We start from the raw sequence: 25,025 nt of genomic DNA, 5'->3' as shown, positions 1-25,025 counted from the left end.
GCATGCGCATCGCCGTCGTCAACAACTTCTTTCCGCCGCGCGTGGGCGGGAGCGCGCACATGGCCGCGGCGCTCGCGGCGAAGTACGCCCAGGCCGGGCACGACGTGCTGGTGCTGACCGCGGAATACGGGCAGGCGCCGGCGGAGGAGGAGCGCGACGGGTACCGGATCATCCGGCTGCCCGCGGCGAAGATGCCGAAGCTGGGCCTGTCGATCGACTTCGATCTCAGCTTCACGGCGCTCGTGCCGGGAAACCGGCGGCGGATCTGCCGGCTGCTGCACGAGTTCCAGCCTGACGCGCTGCACCTGCACGGCCAGTTCTTCGACCTGTCGTGGCTCGCGGGCCGGTACGCGCGGCGGCTCGGGGTGCCGTGCCTGCTGACCGTCCACACCCTGCTCATCAGCGAAAACCCTTGGTACCGCTCGGTTTTCCGGCTGCTCGACGCCGCGCTGGTGAAGCCGATGCTGCGCCGTATCGACCCGCACTACATCCTGCTGGACAAGCTCGGCGCCGACTACTGCGCCCGCCGCTACGGCACGACCGCGGCGAACTCGACGCATCTGCCGATCCCGATCGACACGGAGTTCTTCGACCGCGCGGAAATCCATGCCGGGGCAAGGGAAAACCCGTCGATCGTGTCGCTCGGGCATGTGATCCCGCTGCGGAACCGGTTGCCGCTCGTCGAGGCGTTGCCGTCGATCCTCGCGAAGCATCCCGAGACGAAGGTGACCGTCGTCGGGCGCGTGTACCACGACGAATTCCTGCACCGGGCCGAGGAACTCGGCGTTCGGGACGCGATCGTCGTCCGGGGCGCGGTGCCCCGCGCCGAAGTCCCGTCGTACTTCGCCGCGGCCGACATCGTCACGCACGACCTCAACGGCGGCTGCGGAACGGCGTCGCTGGAGGCGATGCTGTCCGGCACGGCGACCATCGCGTCGGCCGCCGCCGACAACTACCCGGGTGTGGACCTGCGCAACGGCGACAACATTCTCCTTGTCCCGCCGGATGATCCGGCCGCCGTCGCGGAGGCCGTCATCGGGCTGCTGGACGATCCGGCGTGGCGGGCGGACCTCGCCCGGCGGCAGAGTGCGCTGGTGCGCGAGCACTTCGCACTCGACGTCGTGGCCAAGCATCATCTGCGATTACTGGAGGCAGCGTGTTCTTCGACGACGAGCGCAGCAACCGGCTACGGCCGCAGATCCTGACCGATCTGGTCGGCCAGTACCTCAACGACGCCGAACGCGCCCGCTTCCTCGGTTTGCCCGCCAGCACCAGGATCCGCGACCGGGCGAAGATCATCAGCCCGGAGCATCTGCGGCTCGGCGAGCACTGCTGGATCGGCGAGGACGCCGTGCTCGACGCGAGCGGCGGGCTGATGATCGGCGAGCACACCAGCATCGGCGTCGGCGCGCTCGTGTTCACCCATTCCAGCTGGCTGGCGAACATGATGCTGGAGAACCATTCCGGCAGCGATCTCATCGAGCGCACGCCGGTCTCGATCGGCAAGGGCTGTTTCATCGGCGGGCACGTGGTGGTCATGCCGGGGGTCACGATCGGCGATTTCGTGACCGTGCAGCCGAATTCCGTGGTGGCCAAGGATGTTCCCGAGCGCTGTCTCGTCGCGGGCAACCCGGCGCGGGTGTTCCAGCGCTACGACGAGGAGTACATCAAGACCGAGGCCGAGCGGGTGCGCGCGGAGAACAAGCGCCGCCGGGAGGCCACGATCACCCCGTGGGGCTCCCCGGCGGGCGACTTCAGCTGAGCACCCGCGCGATGACGCGGTGCGCGGGCAGGATCGACGCGCGCTCGGCGGCCGCGTCGATCCTGCCCGCGGCCAGGTCGAGGAAATGGTCGAGCTGAGCCGCGAGCGGTTCCCTGTCCACGACCGGATACGCCTCCGGCCCTGACTCCCGGACCACCACGACCTCGCGGCGCAGCAGGTCCAGCTCGATCACCCGGTCCAGCTCGGTGATCGTCACCGTGCGCACTTTCCGTTGCGCCAGACGGGAAGCCGAGACCATGGCCATCCCGGTGCGGCACGACAGGGTCGCGTCCACGGCGTCTTCCGCGCCCGCGGCCGAGCGCGGATGGAAGTACCCGGCCGTCGACGCGACCCGCGCCGGCTCACCGAGGAACCGGATGGCGAGATCGACGTCGTGCACCAGCAGATCCCATGCGACGCCCGTCCGGATCCGCGGCGCGTACGGCCCGTGCCGTTGCGCGATCAGGTGCACGGGCTCGTCGACGAGGCGCGCCGCGGCCAGCACCGCCGGGTTGAACCGCTCGATGAACCCGCACATCACCGGAACGTCCAGATTTTCCGCCAGCTGGACGATCTCCTCGGCCGCGCCGAGTTCGTCCGCGACCGGCTTCTCGACGAGCAAAGGCTTGCCCTGCTTGAGAACTTCGAGTGCCAGCTCGTGATGCGACTCGGTCGCCGACGCGAGCACCACGGCGTCCACATCGGACAGTGAATCGAGCGAAGGTGCCCAGTCCGCGCCGAATTCGGCCGCGCACGCGAGCCCGGCCGTGGCCCGCGGCTCGATCACCCGCGCCAGCGAAGCCCACTCGTTCCCGGCGATCGTCCGCGCGTGCAACCGGCCCATCACGCCGGTGCCCACCAAAGCCAGTCTCATGCGCCGAGCGCCTCTCGGACCTCGCGGACGATGGTGTCCACATCGGACTCGGTCAGCGCCGGGTGCACGGGCAGGGAAAGCGCTTGCCGGCACAGGGTGTGCGCCACCGGGAAGTCCTCCGGGCGCACCGCCGGGATCTGTGGATGGCCGCGGAAACAGTCGTGGTCGAACACGAGCTTCGGGTAGTACACGCCGGTGCCGATCCCGCGTTCCGTCAGCTCCGCGGCCAGCTCCTCGCGCGAGAGCATCGCGTGCGGCCCGATCAGCACGGTGTACTGGTGCCAGACATGCGAACGCCCCGGCAGCACGACCGGCACCGCGAGCCCGGGCGTGCCGGCGAGCCCGGTGGACAGCTGCCGCGCGTTGCGCTGCCGGGCGGCGACCAGCTCGTCGAGCTTCGTCAGCTGCGGGATGCCGACCGCCGCGTGCAGCTCCGACATCCGGTAGTTGTAGCCGGCCGCCTCGTACGCGTACCGCGCGCGCATGCCCTGGTTGCGCAACAAGCGCAGCCGGTCCGCCAGCTCGTCGTCGTCGGTGGTGATCACCCCGCCTTCGGCGGTGGTGACGTTCTTGGTGGCGTACAAGGAAAAACAGCCCAAACCGTACGATCCGGCCGATTGTCCCTGGAAAGTCGCGCCGACCGACTGGGCGGCGTCCTCGACCACGTGCAGCCCGTGCTCGGCCGCCAGCGGCGCGAGCTTGCCCATGTCCGCCATCTGCCCGTACAGGTGCACCGGCAGCAGCACCTTGGTCCGCGGGCCGAGCAGCTCCGCCACCGAGTCGGGGTCGAGCGCGAAGTCCGCCCGCGCCACATCGGCGAACCGGACCGTCGCGCCCGACTGGAGGATCGCGTTCAGCGTGGCCACGAACGTGAACGGCGACGTGATCACCTCGTCCCCCGGCCGCAGACCCAGCGCCTGCAGCGACGCCACCAGCGCGGTCGTCCCGCTGTTCACCGCGATCGCGTGCGCGGTGCCGGCGACGCGGGCGAACGCGTCCTCGAACCGCTTGACCATCGGCCCCTGGGCGAGACCACCCGAGCGCAGCACGTCGATCACGAGCGACTCGGCGTCGCGGACGTCGACCACGGTGAGGGGAATCATGCGGGTCATCCTCTTTCGGCCTGTGGGTAGGGTGGCTGCCCATGAATCGCATCCACCCGACCGCGGTGCTGGGGCCGGGTGTCGAGCTCGGGACCGGCAACGTGATCGGGCCGTACACGGTCATCACCGGGCCGGCGGCCATCGGCGACGGCAACTGGATCGGCCCGCACGTGACCATCGGCACCCCGGCGGAGGACCGCGACGGCCCGCATCCGGCGTGGGACGACGAGCCCGCGGGCGCGGGGGTGCGCATCGGGAACCGGAACCGGATCCGGGAGTACGCGAGCGTGCACCAGGGCACGCGGCGGCCGACGGTACTCGGCGATGACGGCTACTACCTGCGAGGAAGTCATGTCGCGCACGACTGCCTCATCGGGGACGCGGTGACCTTGGCCTCCAATGTCGTGCTGGGCGGGCATGTCCGGATCTGGTCGCGAGCCAACCTCGGGATGGGCGTAACCGTCCATCAACATGTGCGGGTCGGACCGGGCGCCATGGTGGGCATGGGCGCGGCCGTCCGCCGTGAGGTCGGCGCGTTCACGATCGCGGTCGGCAACCCCGCCCGGGTCGCCGGCCTGAACGTGGTCGGGCTGACCCGGCTGGGCCTCGACCAGGACACGATTGATCAGCTGGAACCGTGGCTCAAGGGCAAAACGCGACTTCCACCCGATGGGCTGATGTGCACGCTGCCTGCCGGGCTCTCTACTTTGGTGCGAGCCTGGGAAGACCGGAAGGACTGAAACGTGGAGATCGAACAGCGCCTGCGGGCCGTGTTCGTGGCGGCGCTGGACCTCGGCGAGGACGCGGACGTCGAGACGCTCGAGTACCGCGGCATCGAGGAGTGGGACTCGGTCGGGCACATGACGCTCGTCGCCGCCATCGAGGACGAGTTCGACGTCCAGCTGGACACCGACCAGGTGCTCGATCTCTCGAGCTTCAAGGTGGCGCTGGACCTGGTGCGGCAGCTGCGCGGTTGAGGAGGCGATCGGAGTGACGCTCATCGGTGACGGCGCCCGGCTCGTCGACGTGGCCTCCGGCCGCACGCTCGGGCACGACGAGCTGGTGGGCGAGGTGGCCCGGGCCGCCGAGGCGTTTTCCGCGTTGCCGGAAGGCGTGCTGTTCGCGCGCGTGCCGATCGATCTGCCCGGCGTGCTGCGGTATCTCGGCGCGTTCGAAGCGGCCCGCGCGGTCGCGCTCATCGACCCCGCGCTGAGCGCCGAGTCGCTGGGCAAGCTGATCGCCCGGTTCCGGCCCGGCGCGGTGCTCGCCGCGCCGGACGCCTTGCCGCCGCCCGGCTACCGCGCCGACGACGACGGGAACTGGGTGCGTACGTCGCCGGACGGGGTGGCGCCGCATCCCGACCTCGCGGTCCTGCTGGCCACGAGTGGTTCGACCGGCGCCCCGCACTTCGCCCGGCTGTCCCGGCACGCGATCCTGGCCAACGCGCACGCGATCGCGGAGGTCCTCGGCCTCGGACCGGACGACGTGGCGCCGACGAGCCTGCCGCCGCACTACAGCTACGGGATGTCGGTGCTGAACTCGCATCTCGCGCGCGGCGCGGCGATCGCGATCGAACCGTCCGGCATCCTCGGCCGCCCGTTCTGGGACGCGGTGTCCGACACGGGCTGCACGTCCATCGCCGCGGTGCCGTACCACTACGAGATGTTGCGGCGCCTGGATTTCGACCCGTCGCGCTACCCGCGGCTGCGCACGCTCACGCAGGCGGGCGGGCGGCTGCGGCCCGAGCTGGTCACGGAGTTCGACGCGCGGATGCGGGCCGCGGGCGGCGGGTTGTACGTGATGTACGGGCAGACCGAGGCGTCGCCGCGGATGGCGACGATGCCGGCGGAAATGCTGGCGCACAAACCGGATTCCGTCGGACCCGCGATCCCCGGCGGGCAGTTCGGCATCCAGCTGGGCGACGGCACCGAGACCACGCATCCGAAGATCACCGGCGAGGTCGTCTACCGCGGCCCCAACGTGATGATGGGCTACGCCGAGGACGCGGCCGGGCTCGCGCTCGACGACGAACTCGGCGGGGTGCTGCCGACCGGGGACCTCGGCTATCTCGACGAGGACGGGTTCCTGTTCGTCACCGGCCGGCTCAAGCGCATCGGCAAGGTGTTCGGCAACCGGCTCAACCTCGACGACCTGGAGCAGGCGGCCCGCACGACCGAACTGGGCATCGAGATCGTCGCCGCGGTCCCTGCCGACGACAAGGTCGTGCTGTTCGCCGAGGGCGTCGCCGCGGACGTCTGCAAGCAGGCCTCGCGAGCGCTCGGTGAACGGCTGCACCTGCACGCCTCGGGTTTCGACGTCCGGTCGATCGACGTGGTGCCGCTGCTGGCCAGCGGGAAGATCGACTATCAGGCGCTGACGGAGCTGATATGAGCCTGGTGCCGGAACTCGCCGAGCTGACCGCGTATCACCGCGAGCGGTGCGCCGAGTACGACCGGATCCTGGCCGCGCTCGGCGCGGGCGACACGTTCGCCGAGGTGGCGGACCTGCCCTGGCTGCCTGTGCGGCTGTTCAAGACGCACGAGTTGAAGAGTATCCCGGACAGCGAGGTGTTCCGGGTGCTGACGTCTTCGGGCACCACCGGCGCGCCGTCGAGGATCTTTCTCGACAAGGCGGCCGCGGCGGCGCAGACGAGGCAGCTCTCGGCGACGTTGCAGCGGGTGCTCGGGCCGTCGCGGCTGCCGATGCTCGTGGTGGACCGGAAGAGCATCGTGCGCTCGTCGTCCGCGCGCGGTGCCGGCGTGCTGGGGATGGCGAACTTCGGACGCAAGCACGTGTATCTGCTCGACGAGTCCGAGCAGCCCGATCTTGCCGCGCTGCAACGGTTTCTGGACACGCACGGTGGCGAACCGTTCCTGGTCTTCGGGTTCACCTTCCTGGTCTGGCAGTACCTGTACGTGCTCGCGCGCGAGCACGGGCTGGACCTGTCGAACGGTATCCTGATCCACTCCGGCGGCTGGAAGAAGCTCGCCGACCGGGCCGTCGACAACGCGGAGTTCCGGCGGCGCTTCGCCGAGGACACCGGGCTGCGGCGGATCCACAACTACTACGGGATGGTCGAGCAGATCGGCACCGTGTTCGTCGAAGGTCCGTCCGGCGACGGCCTGTACTGCCCGGACTTCGCGGACGTGGTGATCCGGGATCCGCGCACCTGGGCCGAACAGCCCGTCGGCGTCCCGGGGGTGATCGAGGTGGTCAGCACGCTGCCGCGGTCGTATCCCGGGCATGTCCTGCTGACCGAGGATCTCGGTGTGTGCCACGGCATCGACGACGGCGACTGGCCCGGGAAGCGGTTCACCGTATTGGGCCGGCTGCCGAAAGCCGAGGTCCGCGGCTGTTCGGATACCGTCGCGGCATGAACCTCGACCTCGGCGCCCCGCGGCTGGACGTGGGTGACGAGCGGGTCGTGGCGTTCCTGGACCGTTTCGGGCGGCGGCTGCTCACACTCGGGCGCCGATTTCCGGAGCTGGCGTCGCTGGGATTCTTCTTGCGACGCGCGGAAATCGAGCGGGAACTGTCGCGTTTGGACGGCCTGCGGCAGCCGCGCGGCGTGGTGTTCCATGTGCCGCCGGCCAATGTGGACACCGTGTTCGTGTATTCGTGGGCGCTGTCCGCGCTGGCCGGGAACATCAATGTCGTGCGCATTTCCCCGCGCGCGGGCGCGGCCGCGCGGGCGATCCTGGACGTCTGGCAAGAGCTGGACGAACCCGTGATCACGCGGACGCAGCGAATGATCACCTACGACCGCGACGACGAGTTGACCGCCGAGCTTTCGGCCGCCGCCGATCTGCGCGTGCTGTGGGGTGGCGATGATTCCGTGCGAGCACTACGAAAATTCCCTCTCCAGCCACATGCTCGTGACCTGACGTTTCCCGACCGTTCTTCGTTCGCGATCATTTCCGTTACCGCTTGGCAGCGCGCTTCCGCGCGGGAACGGCGGTCGGCGGTCGAAGCGTTCTTCACTGACGCGTACTGGTTCGACCAGGCCGCGTGTTCCTCGCCGCGAGGCGTGTTCTGGGTCGGTGACCAGGATGTTTCCGCGGAGTTCCGGGCATTGCTGGTCGCCGTCACGCAAGAGAAAGGGCATGTCACCGAACCCGCGATGGCCGTGCAGAACCGCGTCTCGACCTACGGCGCCGCGGCGGACGGCCGGGTCGCCCGGATCTCGTTCGACAGCGACGCGGTGACCAGTCTCGAATCGACGGATGTGCTGCGGGAATGGCTTGGTGTGGGGGTTTTCACACATTCCCGGGTCTCGTCGCTCGCCGAACTCGTGCCGAAGGTGCGGCGAAAGGACCAGACAGTCACACATTTCGGCTTCGAGCAGGCGGAACTGATCGATTTCGCGAAGCGGTCCGGGGTGGACCGGGTCGTCCCGTTTGGATCGGCGCTCAGGTTCTTCCCAGTTTGGGACGGCTACCATCTGCTTACCGAGTTCACGAAACTGATCACCGTCACAGTCTGAGGCCCATGAAAGCCAGGATTCTCGACATCGCGCGCTGGGTCGCAGTCGTACTGGTCGTCGGCTTCGCGGTGCGCGCGCTCACGGCCAACTGGTCGGAGTTCTGGCGCACCCTCGCCGGCATCCCGTGGGAGTCCTCCGGGCTGAGCCTGGTCGCGCTGATCGCGAGCATCGCGATGTCCACCTACGGCTGGCACGCCCTGGTCGACGGCCTCGGCCCGCCGGTCAGTTTCCGGCACAGCGCGCGGATCAACCTCGTCGGCGCGCTCGGCAAGTACGTGCCCGGCTCGGTGTGGGCCTACCTGCTGCAGGCGGAGCTGGGCCGCAAGGCCGGGCTGTCCCGGGCGCGGGTGTTCACCGGATCCTTCGTGCAGTTCGGCATCGGGCTCATCGCGGCACTGCAGCTGGCGGTGCTCGCCGGGCCGCGCTGGTGGCTGCTGGCCACGGTGCCGGTCATCGCGGTGCTGCATCCGAGGGTGCTGACCTGGATCACGTCGCGCGCGCTGAAACTGTCGCGGCGCCCGCCCCTGGAACGGAACTTCACCGCTTTCCGCGTCGGGGCGGCGTTCGGGGCCTCGCTGCTGGCGTGGTCCCTGCAGGGCGTGCACCTGTGGCTGCTCACCGGCGGCCGGGCGGACCTGCTGACCTGCATCGGCGCGATGGCGCTCGCGATGACAGCGGGATCGGTTGCGTTCCTGCTGCCCAGCGGCGCCGGCGTACGCGAGGCCGTGCTGGTCGCCGTGCTCACCACAAGCGGGATCTCGGCCGGTAAGGCGCTGGCGTTCGCGCTGGCGTCCCGGGTGATGTTCACCGTCGCCGATCTGCTCACCGCGCTGGCAGCAGCTGGTACACGGTGGCGTTGGCGTTCTGATAAGCCACTCGCAGAAACGGCAGCCCGCCCAGGTTGAGCAGGCCCGGCGGATGCGGCCCGGTCGGGAAGCCGCCGTGGCCGAGTACGACCCAGCGGATGTTCAGCCGTGCCACCGTTTCGCGGACCAGCGGGTTCGTGTCGTACTCGCGGAAATGCGCGGCCAGCAGCGTGTACTCCGGCGTCGGCAGCGCGCGGTCGAAATGCGCGGCCACCGTGCGGACACCGGTGAGGGCGTAGGTCCAGACCGACCCGTCGGCGCGGTCGTTCATCGCCCAGTCACCGGGTTTCGCGAGCCGGCCGAGAGCCAGCATCGCCTGCTCCTCGTCGTGGCTCACCGGCAGGTCGTCCTCCGCGATGCCGCCGTGCGGACCGTATCCGGGCTGGACCACGGCGGCGTTCGCCGACGTGTAGAGCTGGTTGCTGACCACGAAGAACCCGGCCAGCACGAGCACCGCCGTCGCGAGCGCGAACCAGCGCGTTTCGAACCGGTCCCGGATGACGCGCTGCACCTCGGCGAGCCCGTGCCCGGCGAGCACGCACAGGGGGATCGTGGCCATCGCGACCAGCCGGGTCGGGTCATCCCACCACGGCCGCGAAAGCGCTTTCACCAGCGGGTTTCCGGACGACAGCACGGCGACCGCGAACAAGCCGAGCAGCAGGGCCGACTCGGCGACCCAGCGCAGCTCGCCGAGCCTGCGCCAGGTGATCAGCCCGATCAGGAGCGCGGCCGAAAGCCACAGTTGCGCATGTGGTTCGTCGCGCTGGAACGTGAGCAGGATGCCGACGGCCTTGTTCGTCGTCGCCTCGGTCGGCCAGCCGTTGTAGGGCAGGCTGCCCGAGGCGAGGCCGAGCGCGCCGGACAGCTGCAGCCAGGCCGCGACGAGGCTCACCGCCGCGATCGGCAGCAGGCGCAGCAGGTTCCGGCCGAGTTGCCGGTTCAGCAGCAGCGGCAAGGAGAACAGCAGCCCGCCGAACAGCGTCGACGAGTGGATCGTCAGCAGGCCGACCGCGGCCGCGGCCAGCAGGAAACCGGTGTCACGCGCGGGCCGCCGCAGGTATTCGCGCAACGCGACGGTGCCCAGCGGGGTGAGCGCGAGGCCGAGCAGGAACGGCAACAGCGGCCCGCCGAGCGAGTCGTACAGCAGGGTGGCGGCCGCGACGCACACCAGCGCGACCGCGCCCGCGAGCACCGCGCGCCCGTGGCACCGGCGCACCAGCACGACCAGCGACAACGCCAGCAAACCCGGCAGCAGCAAGGTGTTCGCGTTGAGCACGACCGGAATCGGCGCGCCCGTCAGCCGTTCGGCAAGCGAGCCGACGAGGTGATAGCTGTTCGGGTAGAAAAGGCCTTCCGGATACCAATTCAGCTTGCCCATTCCGGTGAGGCTGCCGTCACCCGTTTCGGCGATGTACCGAATTCCGTTGGCGTGGTAAACGGCATCGAATCCCTGGGGAATAGCGGTGATCCCGCCCATTCCGCGCAGAACCGTGCGCGCGCCCACGGCGGCCGCGAACACCACGCACGCGCCGACCGCGACCTGCCCGCGCCAGTCCCAGTGGTGCTCGCGCTCGGCCGGGCGCCGCACGACGAACGCGATACCGGCGAAGACGACCACCGCGACCAGGAAACTCGGCCAGTTGAACGGCACCCCGATCGTCGCGTACCAGGGCCCGGCGAGGCCCGCGACGCAATAGGTGAGCAACGGCGCGAGCCCGGGCAGCAGCCAGCCACGGGCACCGGCGAGCGCGCCGATCACGGCGCCCGGCCCGAAGATCACCAGCAGGTACCCCGCGATGGTCAGCAAAATCCCGCCCCGAATTCCAGAAACGATTTCCGCGCACGCACGATACTTTCTGCAAGGGAGGCGGCGGAGGGGGCCCGGGAAAAGAATGGTGATCGTCGCGGTCGCCGTCTGGTTCGCGCTGGCGGCGGTCGTTCTCTGTGCGTGGCCACGGTTCGGGCGGACCGGGGTGCCCCTGCTGGCGCTCGCGTTCGCCCTGCTGCAGCAGCTCATCTTCAGCACCGTCCCGGACAGCGCGTTCCTGACCTTCCGCTACGCGGCGAACATCGCGGCCGGGCACGGCGCGGTGTTCAACATCGGCGAGTACGTCGAGGGCTACACCAACTTCGCCTGGCTGGTCCTGGTCACGCTGCCGAAGGCGCTGTTCGGGGCCGACATCGTCACCGGTGCCGTCGTACTCAGCTCCGCGTGCGCGCTGGGCTGCGTGCTGCTGGCCGGCCGGTTCAGCAGGCTCGCGGCGGTGCTCACCGCGGCGGTCAGCGGTCTGGCGGCGTACGAATGCGCGGGCACCGAGACGCCGCTGTTCGTGCTGCTGGTGCTCGCGGTCGGGTACGCGCTGACGACGCGGCATCCGCTCGCGGCCGGGGTGCTCACCGCGCTGGCCGTGATGACCCGGCCCGATGGTCTGATCCTCGCGGGTGCGGCCGTGCTGTGGCTGGTGCTCGGCGCCGCGCGGCGGCGGTCGACCTGGTGGGCGCCGGTCGGGTACCTGCTCGGCGCGTTGGTGCTCGTGGTGCCCTGGCTGGTCTGGCGCACCACCTACTACGAGAAGCTGTCGGGCTGGCCCGCCCTGCACGCGTCGTTCCCGGCGTACGCGTTCCTCGGGGCGACGCTCGCCGCGGTCGTCGTAGGGCGCCTGCTCGAACAGCACCGCAAGCCGTCGCCGACCCCGCGGGCGACTCGCCGCTGGGCGCCGGTCGTGGCGTTGCTGCTGTGCGCGGTGAGCTTTCCGTTCGCCGCCTACCAGCGGCCGGGCGTGCTCGACTGGCGGTCGCGGCTGGCCGAGACGGCGGAGATCAGCGACTGGCTCGCCACCCGCCTGCCGCCCGGCTCGATCATCAGCACCGGCGGCGGCGGCGCGCTCGCGTACGGCGTGGGGACGCGGCTGACCGTCGTCACCCCGCACCGCGACGACGAGGACTACGAGTTCGTCGTGAGCCTGCAGGAACCCGCGCTCACGATCACCGGCCTCGGCTATTCGGCCCGGCAGCAGTGCGACCTCGATCCCGCCTACGCCGGCCTCTACGCCGTCGCGACGTTCCTGCGCCAGGGCGCGCACGAGTGGGTCACCGTGTACCCGCGAGAGGACCAGGCGACGGCTCTGATCAAGCGCCTCGACCAGGACCCGCGGCTGTCCTACGTCCCCTGCCCCTGACCCCGGGTCAGAACCAGCGTTCGAGCACCTGGGCCACGCCGTCTTCGGTGTTCGGCCCGGTGATCTCGTCGGCCGCCGCGCGGACGGCCGGGTGCGCGTTGGCCATCGCCACCCCGTGCCCGGCCCACCGCAGCATCGCCACGTCGTTGGGCATGTCCCCGAACGCGATGACCCGCTCGGCCGGCACGTCGAGCCGCTCGGCGACCTCCGCCAGCCCGGACGCCTTGGTGATCCCGTGCGCGGAGATCTCGATCAGCCCCGAGCCCGCCGAGAACGTGATGTCCACCGCCGAGTCCAGCACCGCGCCGGCCGCCTCCGCCATCTCGTCCGACGTCATCCCCGGCCTGCTGACCAGCAGTTTCATCGCCGGACGGCCGATGATCTCGCCCCGCGCCACCCGCACGCCTTCGCCGTCGCCCCACGGGTTCTGGTAGCCGTCCTCGATCACCAGGTTGTGGAGCTCCGGGTCGAGCGCCCGCTTGCCGATCCGCTCGGCGGCGAACCCGCAGCCCGGCAGCGCCTTTTCGACCTCGGCCACCACGGTGCGCAGCACCATCGGCTCGAGCAGCCCGTTCACCGCGACGACCCGGTCCGCGCCGATGTCGTACAGCACGGCACCGTTGGCGCACACGGCGTAACCGGTCAGGCCGGCGGCGTTCGCGACGGACGGGATCCAGCGCGGCGGCCGCCCGCTGGCCAGCACGATCGGCACCCCCGCCGCGGTCACCCGGCGGACAACGGCCAGCGTGCGCGGGGACAGCCGTTCGTAGGTGTCCAGCAGGGTGCCGTCCACGTCGGAGGCGATCAGCAGGGGTTGCTCCACACCCGCCATTGTCCCTTTGCCGCCGATGCCCGATAGCGTTGCCCAGTGCGCGTAGGCATTGTGATTCTCCCCGAGGACCGGTGGTGGGCCGCCGAGCCCAAGTGGCGGGCGGCCGAGGAGTACGGCTTCGACCACGCCTGGACCTATGACCACCTGGGCTGGAGATCACTCGTGGACGGCCCGTGGTTCAGCGCCGTGCCGACCCTCACCGCCGCCGCGACCGTCACCTCCACCATCCGCCTCGGCACCTTCGTCGCCTCGCCCGTCTTCCGGCACCCGGTGCCGTTCATGCGCGAGCTGACAACCCTGGACGACATCGCCGACGGCCGCCTGCTGCTGGGCATCGGCGCGGGCAGCCTCGGCTACGACAACCTCGTCATGGGCGGCGGCGAGCCGACCGCGAAGGAGCGCTCCGACCGGCTCGCGGAGTTCGTCGAGGCGCTCGACGGCCTGCTCAGGACGGACAAGTTCGACTACTCCGGCGAGTACTACCGGGCGGTCGGCGCCCGCAACCTGCCCGGACCGGTGCAACGCCCGCGGATTCCTTTCCTGATCGCGGCGAACGGGCCCCGGAACATGAAGCTAGCGGCACGATTCGGCGGCGGCTGGGTCACCAGCGGGCAGCCCGCCGAGACGCTGGACGAGTGGTGGCAGGGCGTCGGTGCCCTGGCGAAGCGATTCGAGCAGATCCTCGACGAGACCGGGCGCGGCGGCGTGCACCGCTATCTCAGCCTCGACGCCGCCCCGGTGTTCTCCCTGACCAGCGCAGACGCGTTCACCGACGCCGCGGGCCGGGCCGCCGAGCTGGGTTTCACCGATATCGTCACGCACTGGCCCCGCTCCAGCGGCCCGTATGCGGGCCGGGAAACGGTGCTTGAACAAGTAGTGTCGGACGTATTGCCGAACCTGCGCGACACGGCTTAACCAGCGGCCGGTTCGATAGCACTGCGTAGCGTGGGTACCCTCGACGCCCGTGAGCGAGCACACGAACCGCACTGACTTTTCCGAGGCCGATTTCACCGGGTATGACCTGATCGTGGTCGGCTCCGGCTTCTTCGGGCTGACCGTGGCCGAGCGCGCCGCCACGCAGCTCGGCAAGAAGGTGCTCGTCCTGGAACGGCGCGCGCATATCGGCGGCAACGCGTACTCCGAGGCCGAGCCCGAGACCGGGATCGAGGTGCACCGCTACGGCGCGCACCTGTTCCACACCTCGAACAAGCGGGTGTGGGACTACGTGAACCAGTTCACCGAGTTCACGAACTACCAGCACCGGGTCTTCGCGAAGTATTCCGGCCAGGTGTACTCGTTCCCGCTGAACCTGGGCCTGATCAACCAGTTCTTCGGCAAGTCCTACACGCCGGACGAGGCGAAGGCGCTGATCGCCGAGCAGTCGAGCGAAATCGACACCAAGGACGCGCAGAACCTCGAAGAGAAGGCGATCTCGCTGATCGGGCGCCCGCTCTACGAGGCGTTCGTCCGCGGGTACAACGCCAAGCAGTGGCAGACCGACCCGAAGGAGCTGGCCGCCTCGATCATCACCCGGCTGCCGGTGCGCTACACCTTCAACAACCGGTACTTCAACGACACCTACGAGGGCCTGCCGGTCGACGGCTACACCGCGTGGCTGGAGAAGATGGCCGAGCACGAGAACATCGAGGTGCGGGTGAACGTCGACTACTTCGACGTCCGCGCGCTGATCCCGGCCGGCACCCCGACCGTCTACACCGGGCCGCTGGACCGCTACTTCGACTACTCCGCGGGCCGGCTCGGCTGGCGCACCCTGGACTTCGAGCAGGAGGTCCTGCCGGTCGGGGACTTCCAGGGCACCTCCGTCATGAACTACAACGACGAAGAGGTCCCGTACACCCGGATCCACGAGTTCCGCCACTTCCACCCGGAACGCGAATACCCGACGGACAAGACGGTCATCGTCCGCGAGTACTCCCGGTTCGCCAAAGAAGACGACGAGCCTTACTACCCGATCAGCACGCCGGAGAACCGGGAGAAGCTCGAGCAGTATCGCGAGCTGGCCAAGCAGGAAGCGGCCGAGCGCAACGTCGTCTTCGGTGGCCGCCTCGGTACCTACAAGTACCTGGACATGCACATGGCCATCGGGTCGGCGCTGTCGGTGTTCGACAACAAGATCGCCCCGCACCTGACCGACGGGGCACCGCTCGACGGGAGCATCGATGCTTGAGAAGGGCAAGGCGCGGATCACCGAGGGCGACATCCTCGCCAGGGTGCAGCGCACGCTGAAGCGGCCGGAGACGGTCAAGGCCGCGCGCGGCATGTCGCACTTCGGTGAGCACGCCATCGGCTGGCTCGCCGCCGGGCTGGTGGGCGCCGCGGTGGACCGCAAGCGCCGTAAGGACTGGCTGGTCGCGGCGGGCGGGGTCGCGGCGGCACACGGCGCGTCGATCGCGGTCAAGCGGGTGGTTCGCCGCCCGCGGCCGGAGCATCCGGACGTCGAGGTTCTGGTCGGCACCCCGAGCAGGCTGAGCTTCCCATCGTCCCATGCCACCTCCACTACGGCGGCGGCGGTGCTCTACTCCGGACTGACCGGGCGTAACCTGGTTCCCGCCCTGGTGCCGCCGATGCTGGCCTCCAGGCTCGTGCTCGGGGTGCACTACCCGACCGACGTGCTCGCCGGAGCCGCCCTCGGTGGCGTGTTCGGCGGTCTGCTGCGCAGGATCATCCGCAAACAGGGTTAGGGAAAGCGTTCGTGACCAAATCAGTGAACGAGGCCGGCGTGGACGTCACGCCGGCAGCCGAACCGGACACCGACACCAAACCGGAGACCAAGCCGGAGACCACCGCCACGCGGGGCCCGGTCCGGATGGCGCTGGGCGTGCTGAAGACCGCACGGCCGCGTCAGTGGGCGAAGAACGTGCTCGTCTTCGTCGCGCCGTTCACCGCGGCGCAGATCACCAACGGCGGGGTGCTGCTCGACGCACTGATCGCGTTCGTCGCCTTCTCACTCGTCGCGTCCTCGGTCTACCTGATCAACGACGCGATCGACGTCGAGGCGGACAAGGCGCATCCGACGAAGCGCAACCGGCCGATCGCCGCCGGGATCGTCCCGGTCCCGCTGGCCTACGTCAGCGCGGTGATCTTCTTCGCGGCCGGCCTGGGGCTGTCCTTCCTGGCCAGCCCGCAGCTGGCGATCGTGCTGGGCGTCTACGAGGCGGTGCAGCTGGGCTACTGCTTCGGGCTCAAGCACCAGCCGGTGGTCGACCTCGCGATCGTGGGCTCCGGCTTCCTGATGCGCGCGATGGCCGGTGGTGTCGCCGCCGGGATCGCGCTGTCGCAGTGGTTCCTGCTGGTGACCGCGTTCGGCTCGCTGTTCATGGTGGCCGGCAAGCGTTACGCCGAGATCATGCTGTTCGAGCGGACCGGCGCCAAGATCCGGTCCTCGCTGAAGAAGTACTCGGCCAGCTACCTGCGCTTCGTGTGGGCGACCGCGGCGGCGATCCTGATCATGTCGTACTCGCTGTGGGCGTTCACCCTCCGCGAGGGCGCGCACGGCTCGATCTGGCCGCTGATCTCGATGGTGCCGTTCGTCATCGCGGTGCTGCGGTACGCGGTGGACGTGGACGGCGGCACGGCCGGTGAGCCCGAGGAGATCGTGCTCAAGGACCGCGTGCTGCAGATCCTGGGTGTGTTGTGGGTCGCCACGCTCGCGGTGACGTTCTACCTGTGACGACGACGCTGGCGCGGCGCGCCGAGACGGATACGGCGCCCGCGCCGGAGGAACCGCCGCTCACCCGGCTCTCCCTCGGCCGTACGGTCGTCGAACTGGTGCTCGGCAGTGTGCTCGCCGTGCTGGTCAGCCTGGTGCTGCAGTTCGCGGCGAGCCGGATCGGCACCGACCCGGGCACGTACGTGCCGAACGCGCTGGTCAACCTGGCCTGCGCGGTGATCCTGCTGGTGCTGTTCGTGCTGCTGGCCTCGGGCTGGGCGGCACGCTGGCCGTCCTGGCTGAAGCTCGCGGGCGCGGGGACGGCACTGTCCGCGTTCGCGACGCTGCTGCTGGCCATCCCGCTGCAGGCCACCCGGTTCTTCCTCGGCGGCTCGTCCGTCGACAACACCTTCCGCCTCCAGTACATAGAGCGGATGACCGCGGGCAGTTCGCTCGCGGACATGAACTACCACGGCATCGCGCCGTATTACCCGGGCGGCTGGTTCTGGCTCGGCGGCCGGTTCGCGAACCTGCTCGGCTGGGACGGCTGGGCCGCCTACAAGCCGTACTCGATCCTGTGGATCGCGCTCGCCTCCGTGGTCGCCTTCGTGCTGTGGAGCCTGGTCGTGAGCCGCCGGCTCGCGCTGCTCGCCTCCATCGCGACCGTGCTCGCCGGCCTGCTCTCGGCCGCGATCGACGAGCCGTACGCGTGGCCGACGTCGGCCTGGCTGGCGCCGATCGCCGTGCTCGCCTGGCTGGTGTTCCGCCGCCGCGGCCGCGTCCCGGCGTGGACGCTCGTGCTGATCGGCCTGTTCCTGGGCTTCTCCGGAATCACCTACACCCTGCACCTGGCGCTCGGCGTCGTGGTCGTGGTGGTGCTCGCGATCGTTGCCGGGGTTCTGGACATCCGCCGCGGCGAACCCGCCGGCGCGACGGTCCGGCGGCTCTTCCTGCGGCTGGTCGTCATCGGCCTGGTGACGCTGGTGTTGTCGCTGGTCACCTGGGGTCCGTTCATCCTGGGCGGCGGCCTGGGCGAGCCGAACGTCGCCGCGCATTTCCTGCCCGAGTCGAGCGCCAACTTCCCGACCCCGTTCGAGCCGACGAGCCTGTTCGGCGTGCTGTGCCTGGCCGGGCTGATCTGGCTGCTGCTGCGGGCGCGCCGGAGCCCGATCGCGTTCTCGCTGCTGACCGTCGCCGCGGTGATCTACCTCTGGTTCGGGGTTTCCACGCTCGCGCTGCTGGCGCACACGACGCTGCTGCCGTTCCGTTTCATCGTCACGGTCGACACGATCTTCGCCGTCGCGGGCGTTTTCGCGGCGGTCGACCTGCTGCGGCTCGTGCCGCGGATGTTCCGCGACGGGCGGGCGGTGCTGGTCACCGGGTTCGTGCTCGCGTTCGTCGCGGCGGTGTCGCTCGCCCAGTCCAGCGTCAAGACGACGAGCGGATTGGTCCAGACCGCCGAGTCGGACTACTACGCCGACGGGTACAACGCCAAGGGCCAGCACGACCTGAGCCAGGACGGCGCGTGGACCGGCGCGCTGATCAGCACGATCGACCAGCTGTCCGGCCGCCCGCAAACGCAGAACATCGTGCTCTCGGCGTACGACCGGCTGCTGTCCTTCGCGCCGTACTGGGGTTTCCAGCAGACCACCCCGCAGTACGCGAACCCGCTGGCCGAGTACACCAAGCGCAACGGCGAGATCAAGTACTGGTCTACGTCGGCGAACTCCGCCGAGCTGGTCGAGCGGCTCGCGGCGAGCCCGTACTCCGCGCCGAACGTCTTCGTGTTCCGCAACGACGAGGGCAAGTTCGCGGCGTACCTCGCGTCGGACTCGTTCCCGCAGGCCTCACCGGTGGCGGTGGAGAAGGTGGACTTCGATCCGGCGCTGTTCGACTCGCCGCGATTCGTGCACCGGAATGTCGGTCCGTTTACTGTGGTCGCTCAGCGGTGACAATGTCCTGGTGAGAACAACCCGGTGGCTACCGGCCGCTGCCGCACTGGTGTCCGCGCTGACCTTCCTGGTCGTCAAGGACAGTCTCACCGACGACGCCTTCATCACCCTCGACTACGCCCGGAATCTCGCCGTCCGCGGCGAATGGGCGCTGGTCCCCGGGATGACGTCGAACACCGCGACCTCGCCGCTGAACGTCGCGCTGCTCGGGTTCGTCACGTTCCTGACCCGGATCTCCGGTTCGGCGCACCCGATCGTCGCGCTGGGCATCGTCCATGTCGGGGTGAGTGCGGTACTCGGCTGGGCCTTTGCCCGAATGCGGATACATCCGGCCGCCGCTGCCATCGGGACCGCGTTGATCCTGCTCAACCCGCTGCTGCTTTCCGCGCTGGGTATGGAAGTCCTGCTGATCGGCACGGTGCTGGTGCTGCTGGTGTCGTTCGCCGACCGGCCGGTCGTGTTCGGCGTCATCGCGGGTCTCGCGCTGCTGGTCCGGCTCGATCTGATCGTGTTCGTGCTGCTGATCGGGCTCTGTTCGGCCGAAATCCGGCGGCACGCCCTGCGCGCGCTGGGCTGCTGCGTGCTCGTCGCGTTGCCGTGGTTCGTGTTCAGCTGGTTCTACTTCGGCTCCGCCCTGCCGGACACGCTGGTCATCAAGCAGCTGCAGAAATCTTTTGACGGCAGCACGTATCTCGAGGTCGGGTTCCAGCAGATGTGGGGCGGGGACCCGATGGCGATGCTCACCTTCGCGCCCGCGGAACTCGGTGTGCTGGCGGTGGTCGTGAGCCTGGTGGTCAAACGGCGGCTCGACCCGTTCATCGGGCTCGGGCTCGGCGGGATCGCCTACTTCGCGGTGTATTCGCTGCTGGACGTCCCGGCATATCACTGGTACTACGTGCCGCCGGTGGTCTCGCTCGGGGTGGCGGCCGTGGGCGTCGGCCTGCCCCGGATCCCGCACGCCGTCGCCGTGGTGCTCGCCGGGCTGCTCGTCTTCGGTTACGCACCGGCGTTCGCCGGGCGCGGGCTGCCGTGGGACGCGCCGCCGTTTTTCGGAAACTGGGCGAGCGCAACGGACTACGCCCGCGTCGGCCAGGAGCTCGCCACCCGGATCCCGCCCGGCGCGGCGGTGGGTTCACCCGGCGAGATCGGCACGATCGCCTACTTCTGCGACTGCCGGCTGATCGACGGGTTTTCCGACCAGGGCCTACTCGGGCCCCAGATCTTGCAGCGAATCGACCAGGCGGACCCGGTCACGGCCTGGCTCTTCCGGCTCAACTACCGGTATTTCGATTGGTCGAAGCACCCCGTGCGGCTCGACTACCAGCTGCGTTACGAGCCAGGACCCGGTCCGTGGCAGGTTTTCTCGGTGGCAAAAGGTGTCGGTCACTTCATACTGGACCCAATTCGCTGATTCTGGTCGGATTGGTAAAATCCCAGAAATGAGTTACCCGAGTTACCGGCACGGTGTATTCGCCGTCTTCGACGGGAAGGCGCGGCCGGTTTCGTACGCGGTCGGCGAAAAATTCGCCCACCTGCGGTCGGGCGAGCCGGTCCCGGTCGAAAAGTGTGACCGGATCGTCTCGATACAGGTCTACGCCACCTACCGTGGTCACGTCGTGCTGGTCGACGACATGGACGAGACCGGCAACGCGCGGCTGATGGAAGCCGAGTGGGACGGGGAATGGGCCACCGCCAACGGTTTCGTGCACGAGAACAAGTACGAGTACTTCAAGACCGTCGACCTGCGTGACCTGCGCGACTACTACGAGAAACAGGTCGATCTGCTGTTCCTGCGCTGGCGGGCGGCGCATTTCGCGCGGCCCGTGGACGGGATGCCGCTCGCCGGCGGCTGGGCCAACGGCGTGCCCGCGATCGTCGACGGCCGGCCCCGTTCGGGTGTGCTGCAGACCGAAGACGGCCGGACCGTCGAGGTCACCACCCGCGCCGAGTACTTCGGGCACCCGTGCGAGATCGCGGGCATCTCGGCGAACGGTTCCGTTGGCCTGTACTACCTCGGCACGGACCATGGGCGCGCCGAGGCCGACGGCTTCACACCGGACGAGACCGGGCGGTGGGCCAAGACCGTGCACATCTACGACCTGGCGAGATACCAGGAACACCAGGCGGATCTGGACTTCGAGAAGTGGCGTCTGTCCCGTGAACCGGCGAACGGTACGTAGTTCGCTTTTCACCAGGTAATCTCTGGCGCATGTCGCCGGAAGAGTGGCTCGCGAACTTCGAGTCCAGGGTCGCCGATGTGCGGGCGAAGGCCGCGGAGTTCCAGGAGAACCTGCAGGCCGCCGGGGCCACCGAATCTTCGAAAGACGGTTCGATCGCGGTCACCGTCGCGCCCAACGGCGCGCTAACGGACCTGCGGCTGCCCGACACCAAGCTGGCGCAGGAGATCCTCCGGCTCGCCCGCAAGGCGCAGCGGGCCGCCGCGGTGCACGTGGCGGAGGCGTTCGCGCCGCTGGGCGCCGATTCCGAGGCGATGGAGATGGTCACCGGCTACATCCCGCCGGAAGAGCCCGAGCCGCCGGAGGAGCCGTCGGCTCCGACCTACCGGTTCACCGACACCGTGGAACCGCAGGCCCCGCCGCCGCGTCCGATCCAGCAGCCAGCCCAGCAACCGCAGTCCCGTCCCCGCCGCACCCGGCCGTCACGCGACGAGGACGAGGACTTCGGTGACAACTCGTACCTGCGCCGAGACTGACCGGGAGCCGCGATGACTTCAGCCACCGCCGGTACGGGAATCGTCGACTCCTACGCCGGCCTGGTCGACTCGATCACCAGCGATTCCGAGTCCGAAGGCATGAAGGCGCTCGACGTGTCGATCAACGCGGCGGGCGCGGTCGTCGACACCGTCGCGGCGCTGGCCGATCCGCTCGGCACGGTGCTCAACGCGGGGGTCGGCTGGTTGTTGCAGCACATCAGCTTCCTGCGCGAACCGCTCGACGCGCTGCTCGGCAACCCGGACGAGATCAACGCGAACGTCGACCAGCTCAAGTCCGCCGCGGCGGAGATGCACCAGCTCGCCGGCGAGCACCGCCAGGACGTCGGCACGGTCGGGGACTGGTCGGGCGACACCGCTGAGGCGTACCGGGGATCGATGCACCAGCTCGGCGACGAGCTGGAGTCGCTCGGCAAGACGCTCGACGGCACGGCCACCGTCGCCGCGGTGTCCGGGATGCTGGTCTGCACGCTGCGCGAGATCGTGTATGGGCTGATCGCCTCGGTGATCTCCGAGCTGATCCGGGACGCGCTCATCGCGGCGGCCTCGGCGGTGGTGACGTTCGGCAGTTCGATCGCCGCGTTCTGCGGGGTCGCGGGCGCGCGGGCGGCGGCAACGGCGTCGAAGATCGCGGGCAAGATCAGCAAGCTGCTGCAGGCGTTCGCGCGGCAGGGCAGCAGGCTCGCGAAGCTCGCCGAGGCGATGGAGAAGATCACCAAGGGTCTGGACCGGTTCTCCACCGCCGGCGGGCTCGCGCTCGGCGCCTACCAGACCGTGCAGCCGTATCCGGCGGGGGCGTGATGGCGCGCCACCCGCACCCGTCCACCCCGCACCACACAAGCACGTCATCGCCGGAAACTCCGCACCACACAAAGGAAAGCGGCTCGCCGCCGCCGAGTGGCGGTGGAGGCAAAGGGTTCCGATTCGACCCGGAGCAGCTCGGCACCATGGAGGGCCGGATCGACGCGACCCGCGCCAGGGTCGACTCGGCGGGGCAGCGGGTGGCCGGCACGAACTTCGGTGCGCAGTCGATGGGTATCGTCGGCAGCACGATGACCGGCACCCTCAACACCGCACTGGACAAGGCGAAGCAGCAGGTCGCGAAGGCGAGCGAGGCCGTCGACGGTGCGCGGACGCAGACGAAGACGGCCCGGGAAGCCATCCAGGGCAGGGAACGCGCCAGCGCGGACAAGCTCGCCAAACTCAAGTCCGATGTGGACGGTAAGCCGGCCGCCGGTGGTGGCACTCCGCCGTCGACCACGCCATCCGGTGCCGCCGCGCCACGCTCGTGGCGCGACGAGATCAAGAGCCAGTTCAGCCCGAGTGAGCAGCGCGAACTCGACACCGCGTTCAAGAAGATGTCCGACGATCCGCGTCCCGGCGAGGTTGCCGGATCGGGACAGCTGACCCAGCGCGAGCGCGAACTCGTTGCCCAGGCGCAGAAACTGGTCACGATCTCGCCTGGCACCCGGATGCAGAAGGTGATCCCGCCGGGCGATGTCCCCAAGTACCTCGACGGCAGCTACGGCCAGGTCGGCGGGTTCGTCGCCCGTCAGCAGGACGCGACCCATATGTCCACTCCGGACGATCTGATCCGGGGAAACCGGCTGGACTACGGGGGAACTCCGTACACGAGCGGGATGCCCGAGGTACACGTGATCGAGTTCCGCGCCGGTTCGCCGGACAACTACCAGATCCCGTTCGGCGCGCCGCACGGCGGTGCGAGCGGGCTCGACGCCAGCGATCCCGCCGTGACCAGGGCGAGCGACGACATGATCACCGGCGCGCGCACCGCGGGCGTTGACCCGAACGGTTACTACCGGAACAACTCCGAGTGGCCCTACAGCGGCATCGGCGTCACCGCGGACAAGGACATGGGCGTGCCCGAGCGCACCATGACCGACCGGAAGGACTTCGAAGACGGTGACATGATGTACAAGTACACGGCCGCCGGGGACAAGCTCCCGGTGGCACGGTTCGACGAGACGATCGGCAAGTGGGTGAGGCTGTGATGGCGTACCAGCCGCATCGCCATGGCGTGCACGCCACGATCAATGGTCGTACCTATCCCGCGCGGTACAACTCGGGCAAGCGCGTCGCGTTCATTTCCCTTGCCGCGCCCGAGAATCCGGATCCCGGCCTGTTCACGTGGCAGGAGACGCACGAGCTGTGGGTCGCCCAGGTGCCCGCCGGCGAGTGCGACCGGGTGTTCCGGATTTCGCCGTACGCGAGGTTCTTCGGTCATCGGTGCTATGTGGACGGTCTGACCGGCGAGTCCGCCGAGCTGATCTACGCGGGTACCGATCAGGACTGGGCCCAGCGCAACGGTTTCGAGCAGCACGACCGCGGCACGTTCCGGCGGACCGTGCCGAGCACCGAGTTGTACGACTACCACGAGGAACAGTGGGACCTGCTGTTCGACGACTGGCGGGTCCAGACCTTCGGGGAGGCGCCGTGATCCCCGGGTCGGGTCGCCTGAGCGACCAGGAACGTGAGCTGGTGGCGCGCGTGCAGCGGGTCGTGGTGATCGAGCCCGGCACGATCATGCTCAAGGTCCTGCGCCCCGGCAGCGGTGCGCGATACCTGCGGCACGAGGTTTCGCCCGGTGTGTGGGGCCAGGCGCCGCCGTTCGACTACCGGCTCGTCGGCGGCACCGTCGTCCGCAAGCAGGACTGCGCGGAACTGCGCGCGCCGGCGGACTTCGTGCGGGCGCTGCGACTGGACTATCCGCACAGCCCGTTTCATTCCGACCAGCCGGCACTGCACACGCTGGAGTTCCCGGCGGTCGACCCGGCGCAGTACGTGACCCCGCTCGGCGCGCCGTCTCAGCCCTATCCCGAGCAGGGTTTCCCGCCGGATCACGCCGAAGTGGAACTCGTCGCCGCGGCCATGGCACAGGCCGCGGAACGCGCCGGGGTGGATCCGAACACGTTCCGCCGCGAGGTCCGGCCGTGGCCGTACACCGGCACCGGCCTGACCGCCGACCCGGACACCGGGGTGCCCGAACGCTGGCGGCGGTTCGGCCCGATTCCGGCGGGAGCCCAGATCGTCCAGTACCCGGTGCGGAAGACGATCGCCGTCTACCGCGGTGAGGCGTTCGGCTGGGGGCACGTGCGATGACCTACCAGCGTCCACGCTCGGGCATCCTCGCGACCGTCGACGGCCGCGAGTACCAGGCGAGCTCGTACCCGCGCGAAGACGCCGTCACGCTTTTCTCGCGCCAAACGGAAAATCCGGACCCGGAACTGTTCGCCGAGCAGGACGGCCAATGGCTGGCGACGGTTCCGCTGGCGCGCTGCGACCGGCTCGCCGAGGTGACCACCGTCGCCGACTACCGCGGGCACCAGTGCCAGGTGATCAGCATCGGCGAGGACGGCGCGACCGGCCTGTACTACCTCGGCGACGACATGGCCGCGATGCCGCGCGACGGGTTCGTGCAGACCGACGCCGGCACGTGGGCGAAAACGGTGCATATCGGAGAACTCGCCCGATACCGCGAGCTGCACCGTGACCTGCTGTTCAACGCCTGGGTACGGGGTGCGGGCAACCCGGGCTGAGCCGGGAACGTACAGT

The 25,025-nt window shown here is 69.4% G+C and carries 26 protein-coding genes; 22 read left to right on the top strand and 4 right to left on the bottom strand.

Annotated features, from left to right (window positions below; all coding sequences use genetic code 11):
• The first annotated feature begins 2 nt into the window (after positions 1–2).
• On the top strand, positions 3–1,205 hold the full coding sequence (locus LOZ83_RS10095; RefSeq protein ID WP_236790137.1) for a glycosyltransferase family 4 protein: 1,203 nt from the start codon (positions 3–5) through the stop codon (positions 1,203–1,205).
• Positions 1,157–1,762 (top strand): DapH/DapD/GlmU-related protein, encoded by a 606-nt coding sequence (locus LOZ83_RS10090; protein WP_236790135.1) that lies wholly within the window; start codon positions 1,157–1,159, stop codon positions 1,760–1,762. Before LOZ83_RS10095 ends, LOZ83_RS10090 begins: the two co-directional genes overlap by 49 nt.
• Here the strand turns inward: LOZ83_RS10090 and LOZ83_RS10085 are convergent.
• Both LOZ83_RS10085 and LOZ83_RS10080 read right to left on the bottom strand, forming a co-directional pair.
• Entirely contained in the window at positions 1,755–2,636 is an 882-nt protein-coding gene (locus LOZ83_RS10085) for a Gfo/Idh/MocA family protein (protein WP_236790134.1), read from the bottom strand. The genes LOZ83_RS10090 and LOZ83_RS10085 overlap by 8 nt on opposite strands.
• Positions 2,633–3,739 (bottom strand): DegT/DnrJ/EryC1/StrS aminotransferase family protein, encoded by a 1,107-nt coding sequence (locus tag LOZ83_RS10080; RefSeq protein WP_236790132.1) that lies wholly within the window; start codon positions 3,737–3,739, stop codon positions 2,633–2,635. Before LOZ83_RS10080 ends, LOZ83_RS10085 begins: the two co-directional genes overlap by 4 nt.
• Before the next feature lie 41 nt (positions 3,740–3,780).
• On the opposite strand from LOZ83_RS10080, the gene LOZ83_RS10075 reads away from it, so the two are divergent.
• The 6 genes from LOZ83_RS10075 to LOZ83_RS10050 are packed head-to-tail and all read left to right on the top strand — an operon-like array spanning position 3,781 to position 9,127.
• Positions 3,781–4,479, top strand: a complete 699-nt coding sequence (locus LOZ83_RS10075; protein WP_236790131.1) for a UDP-N-acetylglucosamine acyltransferase — start codon at positions 3,781–3,783, stop codon at positions 4,477–4,479.
• A gap of 3 nt (positions 4,480–4,482) precedes the next feature.
• Positions 4,483–4,716: an acyl carrier protein gene (locus tag LOZ83_RS10070; protein ID WP_236790130.1), complete on the top strand. Its 234-nt coding sequence runs from the start codon at positions 4,483–4,485 to the stop codon at positions 4,714–4,716.
• A gap of 13 nt (positions 4,717–4,729) precedes the next feature.
• Complete coding sequence (locus LOZ83_RS10065) at positions 4,730–6,130, top strand: AMP-binding protein (RefSeq protein WP_236790129.1); 1,401 nt, start codon at positions 4,730–4,732, stop codon at positions 6,128–6,130.
• Positions 6,127–7,116, top strand: a complete 990-nt coding sequence (locus LOZ83_RS10060; protein ID WP_236790128.1) for an acyl-protein synthetase — start codon at positions 6,127–6,129, stop codon at positions 7,114–7,116. Before LOZ83_RS10065 ends, LOZ83_RS10060 begins: the two co-directional genes overlap by 4 nt.
• On the top strand, positions 7,113–8,222 hold the full coding sequence (locus LOZ83_RS10055; protein ID WP_236790127.1) for an acyl-CoA reductase: 1,110 nt from the start codon (positions 7,113–7,115) through the stop codon (positions 8,220–8,222). The genes LOZ83_RS10060 and LOZ83_RS10055 overlap by 4 nt, the downstream gene beginning before the upstream one ends.
• A 5-nt stretch (positions 8,223–8,227) precedes the next feature.
• Positions 8,228–9,127, top strand: a complete 900-nt coding sequence (locus LOZ83_RS10050) for a YbhN family protein (RefSeq protein WP_236790125.1) — start codon at positions 8,228–8,230, stop codon at positions 9,125–9,127.
• Here LOZ83_RS10050 and LOZ83_RS10045 read toward each other — a convergent pair.
• Entirely contained in the window at positions 9,045–10,895 is a 1,851-nt protein-coding gene (locus tag LOZ83_RS10045) for a DUF6541 family protein (protein ID WP_236790124.1), read from the bottom strand. The genes LOZ83_RS10050 and LOZ83_RS10045 overlap by 83 nt on opposite strands.
• Before the next feature lie 85 nt (positions 10,896–10,980).
• Here LOZ83_RS10045 and LOZ83_RS10040 point away from each other — a divergent pair, with 85 nt between their 5' ends.
• On the top strand, positions 10,981–12,267 hold the full coding sequence (locus LOZ83_RS10040; RefSeq protein ID WP_236790123.1) for a glycosyltransferase family 39 protein: 1,287 nt from the start codon (positions 10,981–10,983) through the stop codon (positions 12,265–12,267).
• Between the two features lie 7 nt (positions 12,268–12,274).
• On the opposite strand, the gene LOZ83_RS10035 is transcribed toward LOZ83_RS10040, so the two are convergent.
• Positions 12,275–13,090: an HAD family hydrolase gene (locus LOZ83_RS10035; protein ID WP_236790121.1), complete on the bottom strand. Its 816-nt coding sequence runs from the start codon at positions 13,088–13,090 to the stop codon at positions 12,275–12,277.
• Between the two features lie 45 nt (positions 13,091–13,135).
• On the opposite strand from LOZ83_RS10035, the gene LOZ83_RS10030 reads away from it, so the two are divergent.
• From LOZ83_RS10030 to LOZ83_RS09970, 13 genes are all read left to right on the top strand, one after another.
• The gene (locus tag LOZ83_RS10030) at positions 13,136–14,014 is read left to right on the top strand and encodes an LLM class flavin-dependent oxidoreductase (RefSeq protein WP_236790118.1); all 879 of its coding nucleotides are present in this window, start codon (positions 13,136–13,138) and stop codon (positions 14,012–14,014) included.
• Positions 14,015–14,063: 49 nt separating this feature from the next.
• Positions 14,064–15,287: a UDP-galactopyranose mutase gene (gene glf / locus LOZ83_RS10025; RefSeq protein WP_236790117.1), complete on the top strand. Its 1,224-nt coding sequence runs from the start codon at positions 14,064–14,066 to the stop codon at positions 15,285–15,287.
• Complete coding sequence (locus tag LOZ83_RS10020; protein ID WP_236790116.1) at positions 15,280–15,801, top strand: phosphatase PAP2 family protein; 522 nt, start codon at positions 15,280–15,282, stop codon at positions 15,799–15,801. Before glf ends, LOZ83_RS10020 begins: the two co-directional genes overlap by 8 nt.
• 38 nt (positions 15,802–15,839) lie before the next feature.
• Complete coding sequence (locus LOZ83_RS10015; protein WP_374202657.1) at positions 15,840–16,790, top strand: decaprenyl-phosphate phosphoribosyltransferase; 951 nt, start codon at positions 15,840–15,842, stop codon at positions 16,788–16,790.
• On the top strand, positions 16,787–18,721 hold the full coding sequence (locus tag LOZ83_RS10010) for an arabinofuranosyltransferase (RefSeq protein ID WP_236790114.1): 1,935 nt from the start codon (positions 16,787–16,789) through the stop codon (positions 18,719–18,721). The genes LOZ83_RS10015 and LOZ83_RS10010 overlap by 4 nt, the downstream gene beginning before the upstream one ends.
• A gap of 10 nt (positions 18,722–18,731) precedes the next feature.
• Entirely contained in the window at positions 18,732–20,132 is a 1,401-nt protein-coding gene (locus LOZ83_RS10005; protein WP_236790113.1) for a hypothetical protein, read from the top strand.
• A 28-nt stretch (positions 20,133–20,160) separates the two neighbouring features.
• Positions 20,161–20,901 (top strand): hypothetical protein, encoded by a 741-nt coding sequence (locus tag LOZ83_RS10000; RefSeq protein WP_236790112.1) that lies wholly within the window; start codon positions 20,161–20,163, stop codon positions 20,899–20,901.
• Positions 20,902–20,930: 29 nt separating this feature from the next.
• The gene (locus LOZ83_RS09995) at positions 20,931–21,434 is read left to right on the top strand and encodes a YbaB/EbfC family nucleoid-associated protein (protein WP_236790110.1); all 504 of its coding nucleotides are present in this window, start codon (positions 20,931–20,933) and stop codon (positions 21,432–21,434) included.
• 12 nt (positions 21,435–21,446) lie between these two features.
• Complete coding sequence (locus tag LOZ83_RS09990) at positions 21,447–22,253, top strand: hypothetical protein (protein WP_236790108.1); 807 nt, start codon at positions 21,447–21,449, stop codon at positions 22,251–22,253.
• Between the two features lie 146 nt (positions 22,254–22,399).
• Positions 22,400–23,464 (top strand): hypothetical protein, encoded by a 1,065-nt coding sequence (locus tag LOZ83_RS09985; protein WP_236790105.1) that lies wholly within the window; start codon positions 22,400–22,402, stop codon positions 23,462–23,464.
• Positions 23,449–23,910, top strand: a complete 462-nt coding sequence (locus LOZ83_RS09980; RefSeq protein WP_236790103.1) for a hypothetical protein — start codon at positions 23,449–23,451, stop codon at positions 23,908–23,910. Before LOZ83_RS09985 ends, LOZ83_RS09980 begins: the two co-directional genes overlap by 16 nt.
• Complete coding sequence (locus tag LOZ83_RS09975; RefSeq protein ID WP_236790100.1) at positions 23,907–24,572, top strand: hypothetical protein; 666 nt, start codon at positions 23,907–23,909, stop codon at positions 24,570–24,572. The genes LOZ83_RS09980 and LOZ83_RS09975 overlap by 4 nt, the downstream gene beginning before the upstream one ends.
• Positions 24,569–25,009 carry a hypothetical protein gene (locus LOZ83_RS09970; RefSeq protein WP_236790097.1) on the top strand — a complete coding sequence of 147 codons (441 nt, stop codon included), beginning with the start codon at positions 24,569–24,571 and terminating at the stop codon, positions 25,007–25,009. The genes LOZ83_RS09975 and LOZ83_RS09970 overlap by 4 nt, the downstream gene beginning before the upstream one ends.
• Positions 25,010–25,025: the final 16 nt, after the last annotated feature.

This window comes from Amycolatopsis sp. GM8 (genome assembly GCF_021653975.1).
Taxonomy (GTDB): Bacteria; Actinomycetota; Actinomycetes; order Mycobacteriales; family Pseudonocardiaceae; genus Amycolatopsis_E.
The sequence above is the reverse complement of the archived record's forward strand: the minus strand, read 5'-3'. Positions and strand labels throughout refer to the sequence as shown.

What these genes read in the sequence shown, in the direction of transcription:
- LOZ83_RS10095 (WP_236790137.1), top strand. Translation starts at nt 3, where the DNA reads ATGCGCATCGCCGTCGTCAACAACTTCTTTCCGCCGCGCGTGGGCGGG.
- LOZ83_RS10085 (WP_236790134.1), bottom strand. Translation starts at nt 2,636, where the DNA reads ATGAGACTGGCTTTGGTGGGCACCGGCGTGATGGGCCGGTTGCACGCG.
- LOZ83_RS10080 (WP_236790132.1), bottom strand. Translation starts at nt 3,739, where the DNA reads ATGATTCCCCTCACCGTGGTCGACGTCCGCGACGCCGAGTCGCTCGTG.
- LOZ83_RS10075 (WP_236790131.1), top strand. Translation starts at nt 3,781, where the DNA reads ATGAATCGCATCCACCCGACCGCGGTGCTGGGGCCGGGTGTCGAGCTC.
- LOZ83_RS10060 (WP_236790128.1), top strand. Translation starts at nt 6,127, where the DNA reads ATGAGCCTGGTGCCGGAACTCGCCGAGCTGACCGCGTATCACCGCGAG.
- LOZ83_RS10055 (WP_236790127.1), top strand. Translation starts at nt 7,113, where the DNA reads ATGAACCTCGACCTCGGCGCCCCGCGGCTGGACGTGGGTGACGAGCGG.
- LOZ83_RS10050 (WP_236790125.1), top strand. Translation starts at nt 8,228, where the DNA reads ATGAAAGCCAGGATTCTCGACATCGCGCGCTGGGTCGCAGTCGTACTG.
- LOZ83_RS10040 (WP_236790123.1), top strand. Translation starts at nt 10,981, where the DNA reads ATGGTGATCGTCGCGGTCGCCGTCTGGTTCGCGCTGGCGGCGGTCGTT.
- LOZ83_RS10020 (WP_236790116.1), top strand. Translation starts at nt 15,280, where the DNA reads ATGCTTGAGAAGGGCAAGGCGCGGATCACCGAGGGCGACATCCTCGCC.
- LOZ83_RS10000 (WP_236790112.1), top strand. Translation starts at nt 20,161, where the DNA reads ATGAGTTACCCGAGTTACCGGCACGGTGTATTCGCCGTCTTCGACGGG.
- LOZ83_RS09995 (WP_236790110.1), top strand. Translation starts at nt 20,931, where the DNA reads ATGTCGCCGGAAGAGTGGCTCGCGAACTTCGAGTCCAGGGTCGCCGAT.
- LOZ83_RS09990 (WP_236790108.1), top strand. Translation starts at nt 21,447, where the DNA reads ATGACTTCAGCCACCGCCGGTACGGGAATCGTCGACTCCTACGCCGGC.
- LOZ83_RS09985 (WP_236790105.1), top strand. Translation starts at nt 22,400, where the DNA reads ATGGAGGGCCGGATCGACGCGACCCGCGCCAGGGTCGACTCGGCGGGG.
- LOZ83_RS09970 (WP_236790097.1), top strand. Translation starts at nt 24,569, where the DNA reads ATGACCTACCAGCGTCCACGCTCGGGCATCCTCGCGACCGTCGACGGC.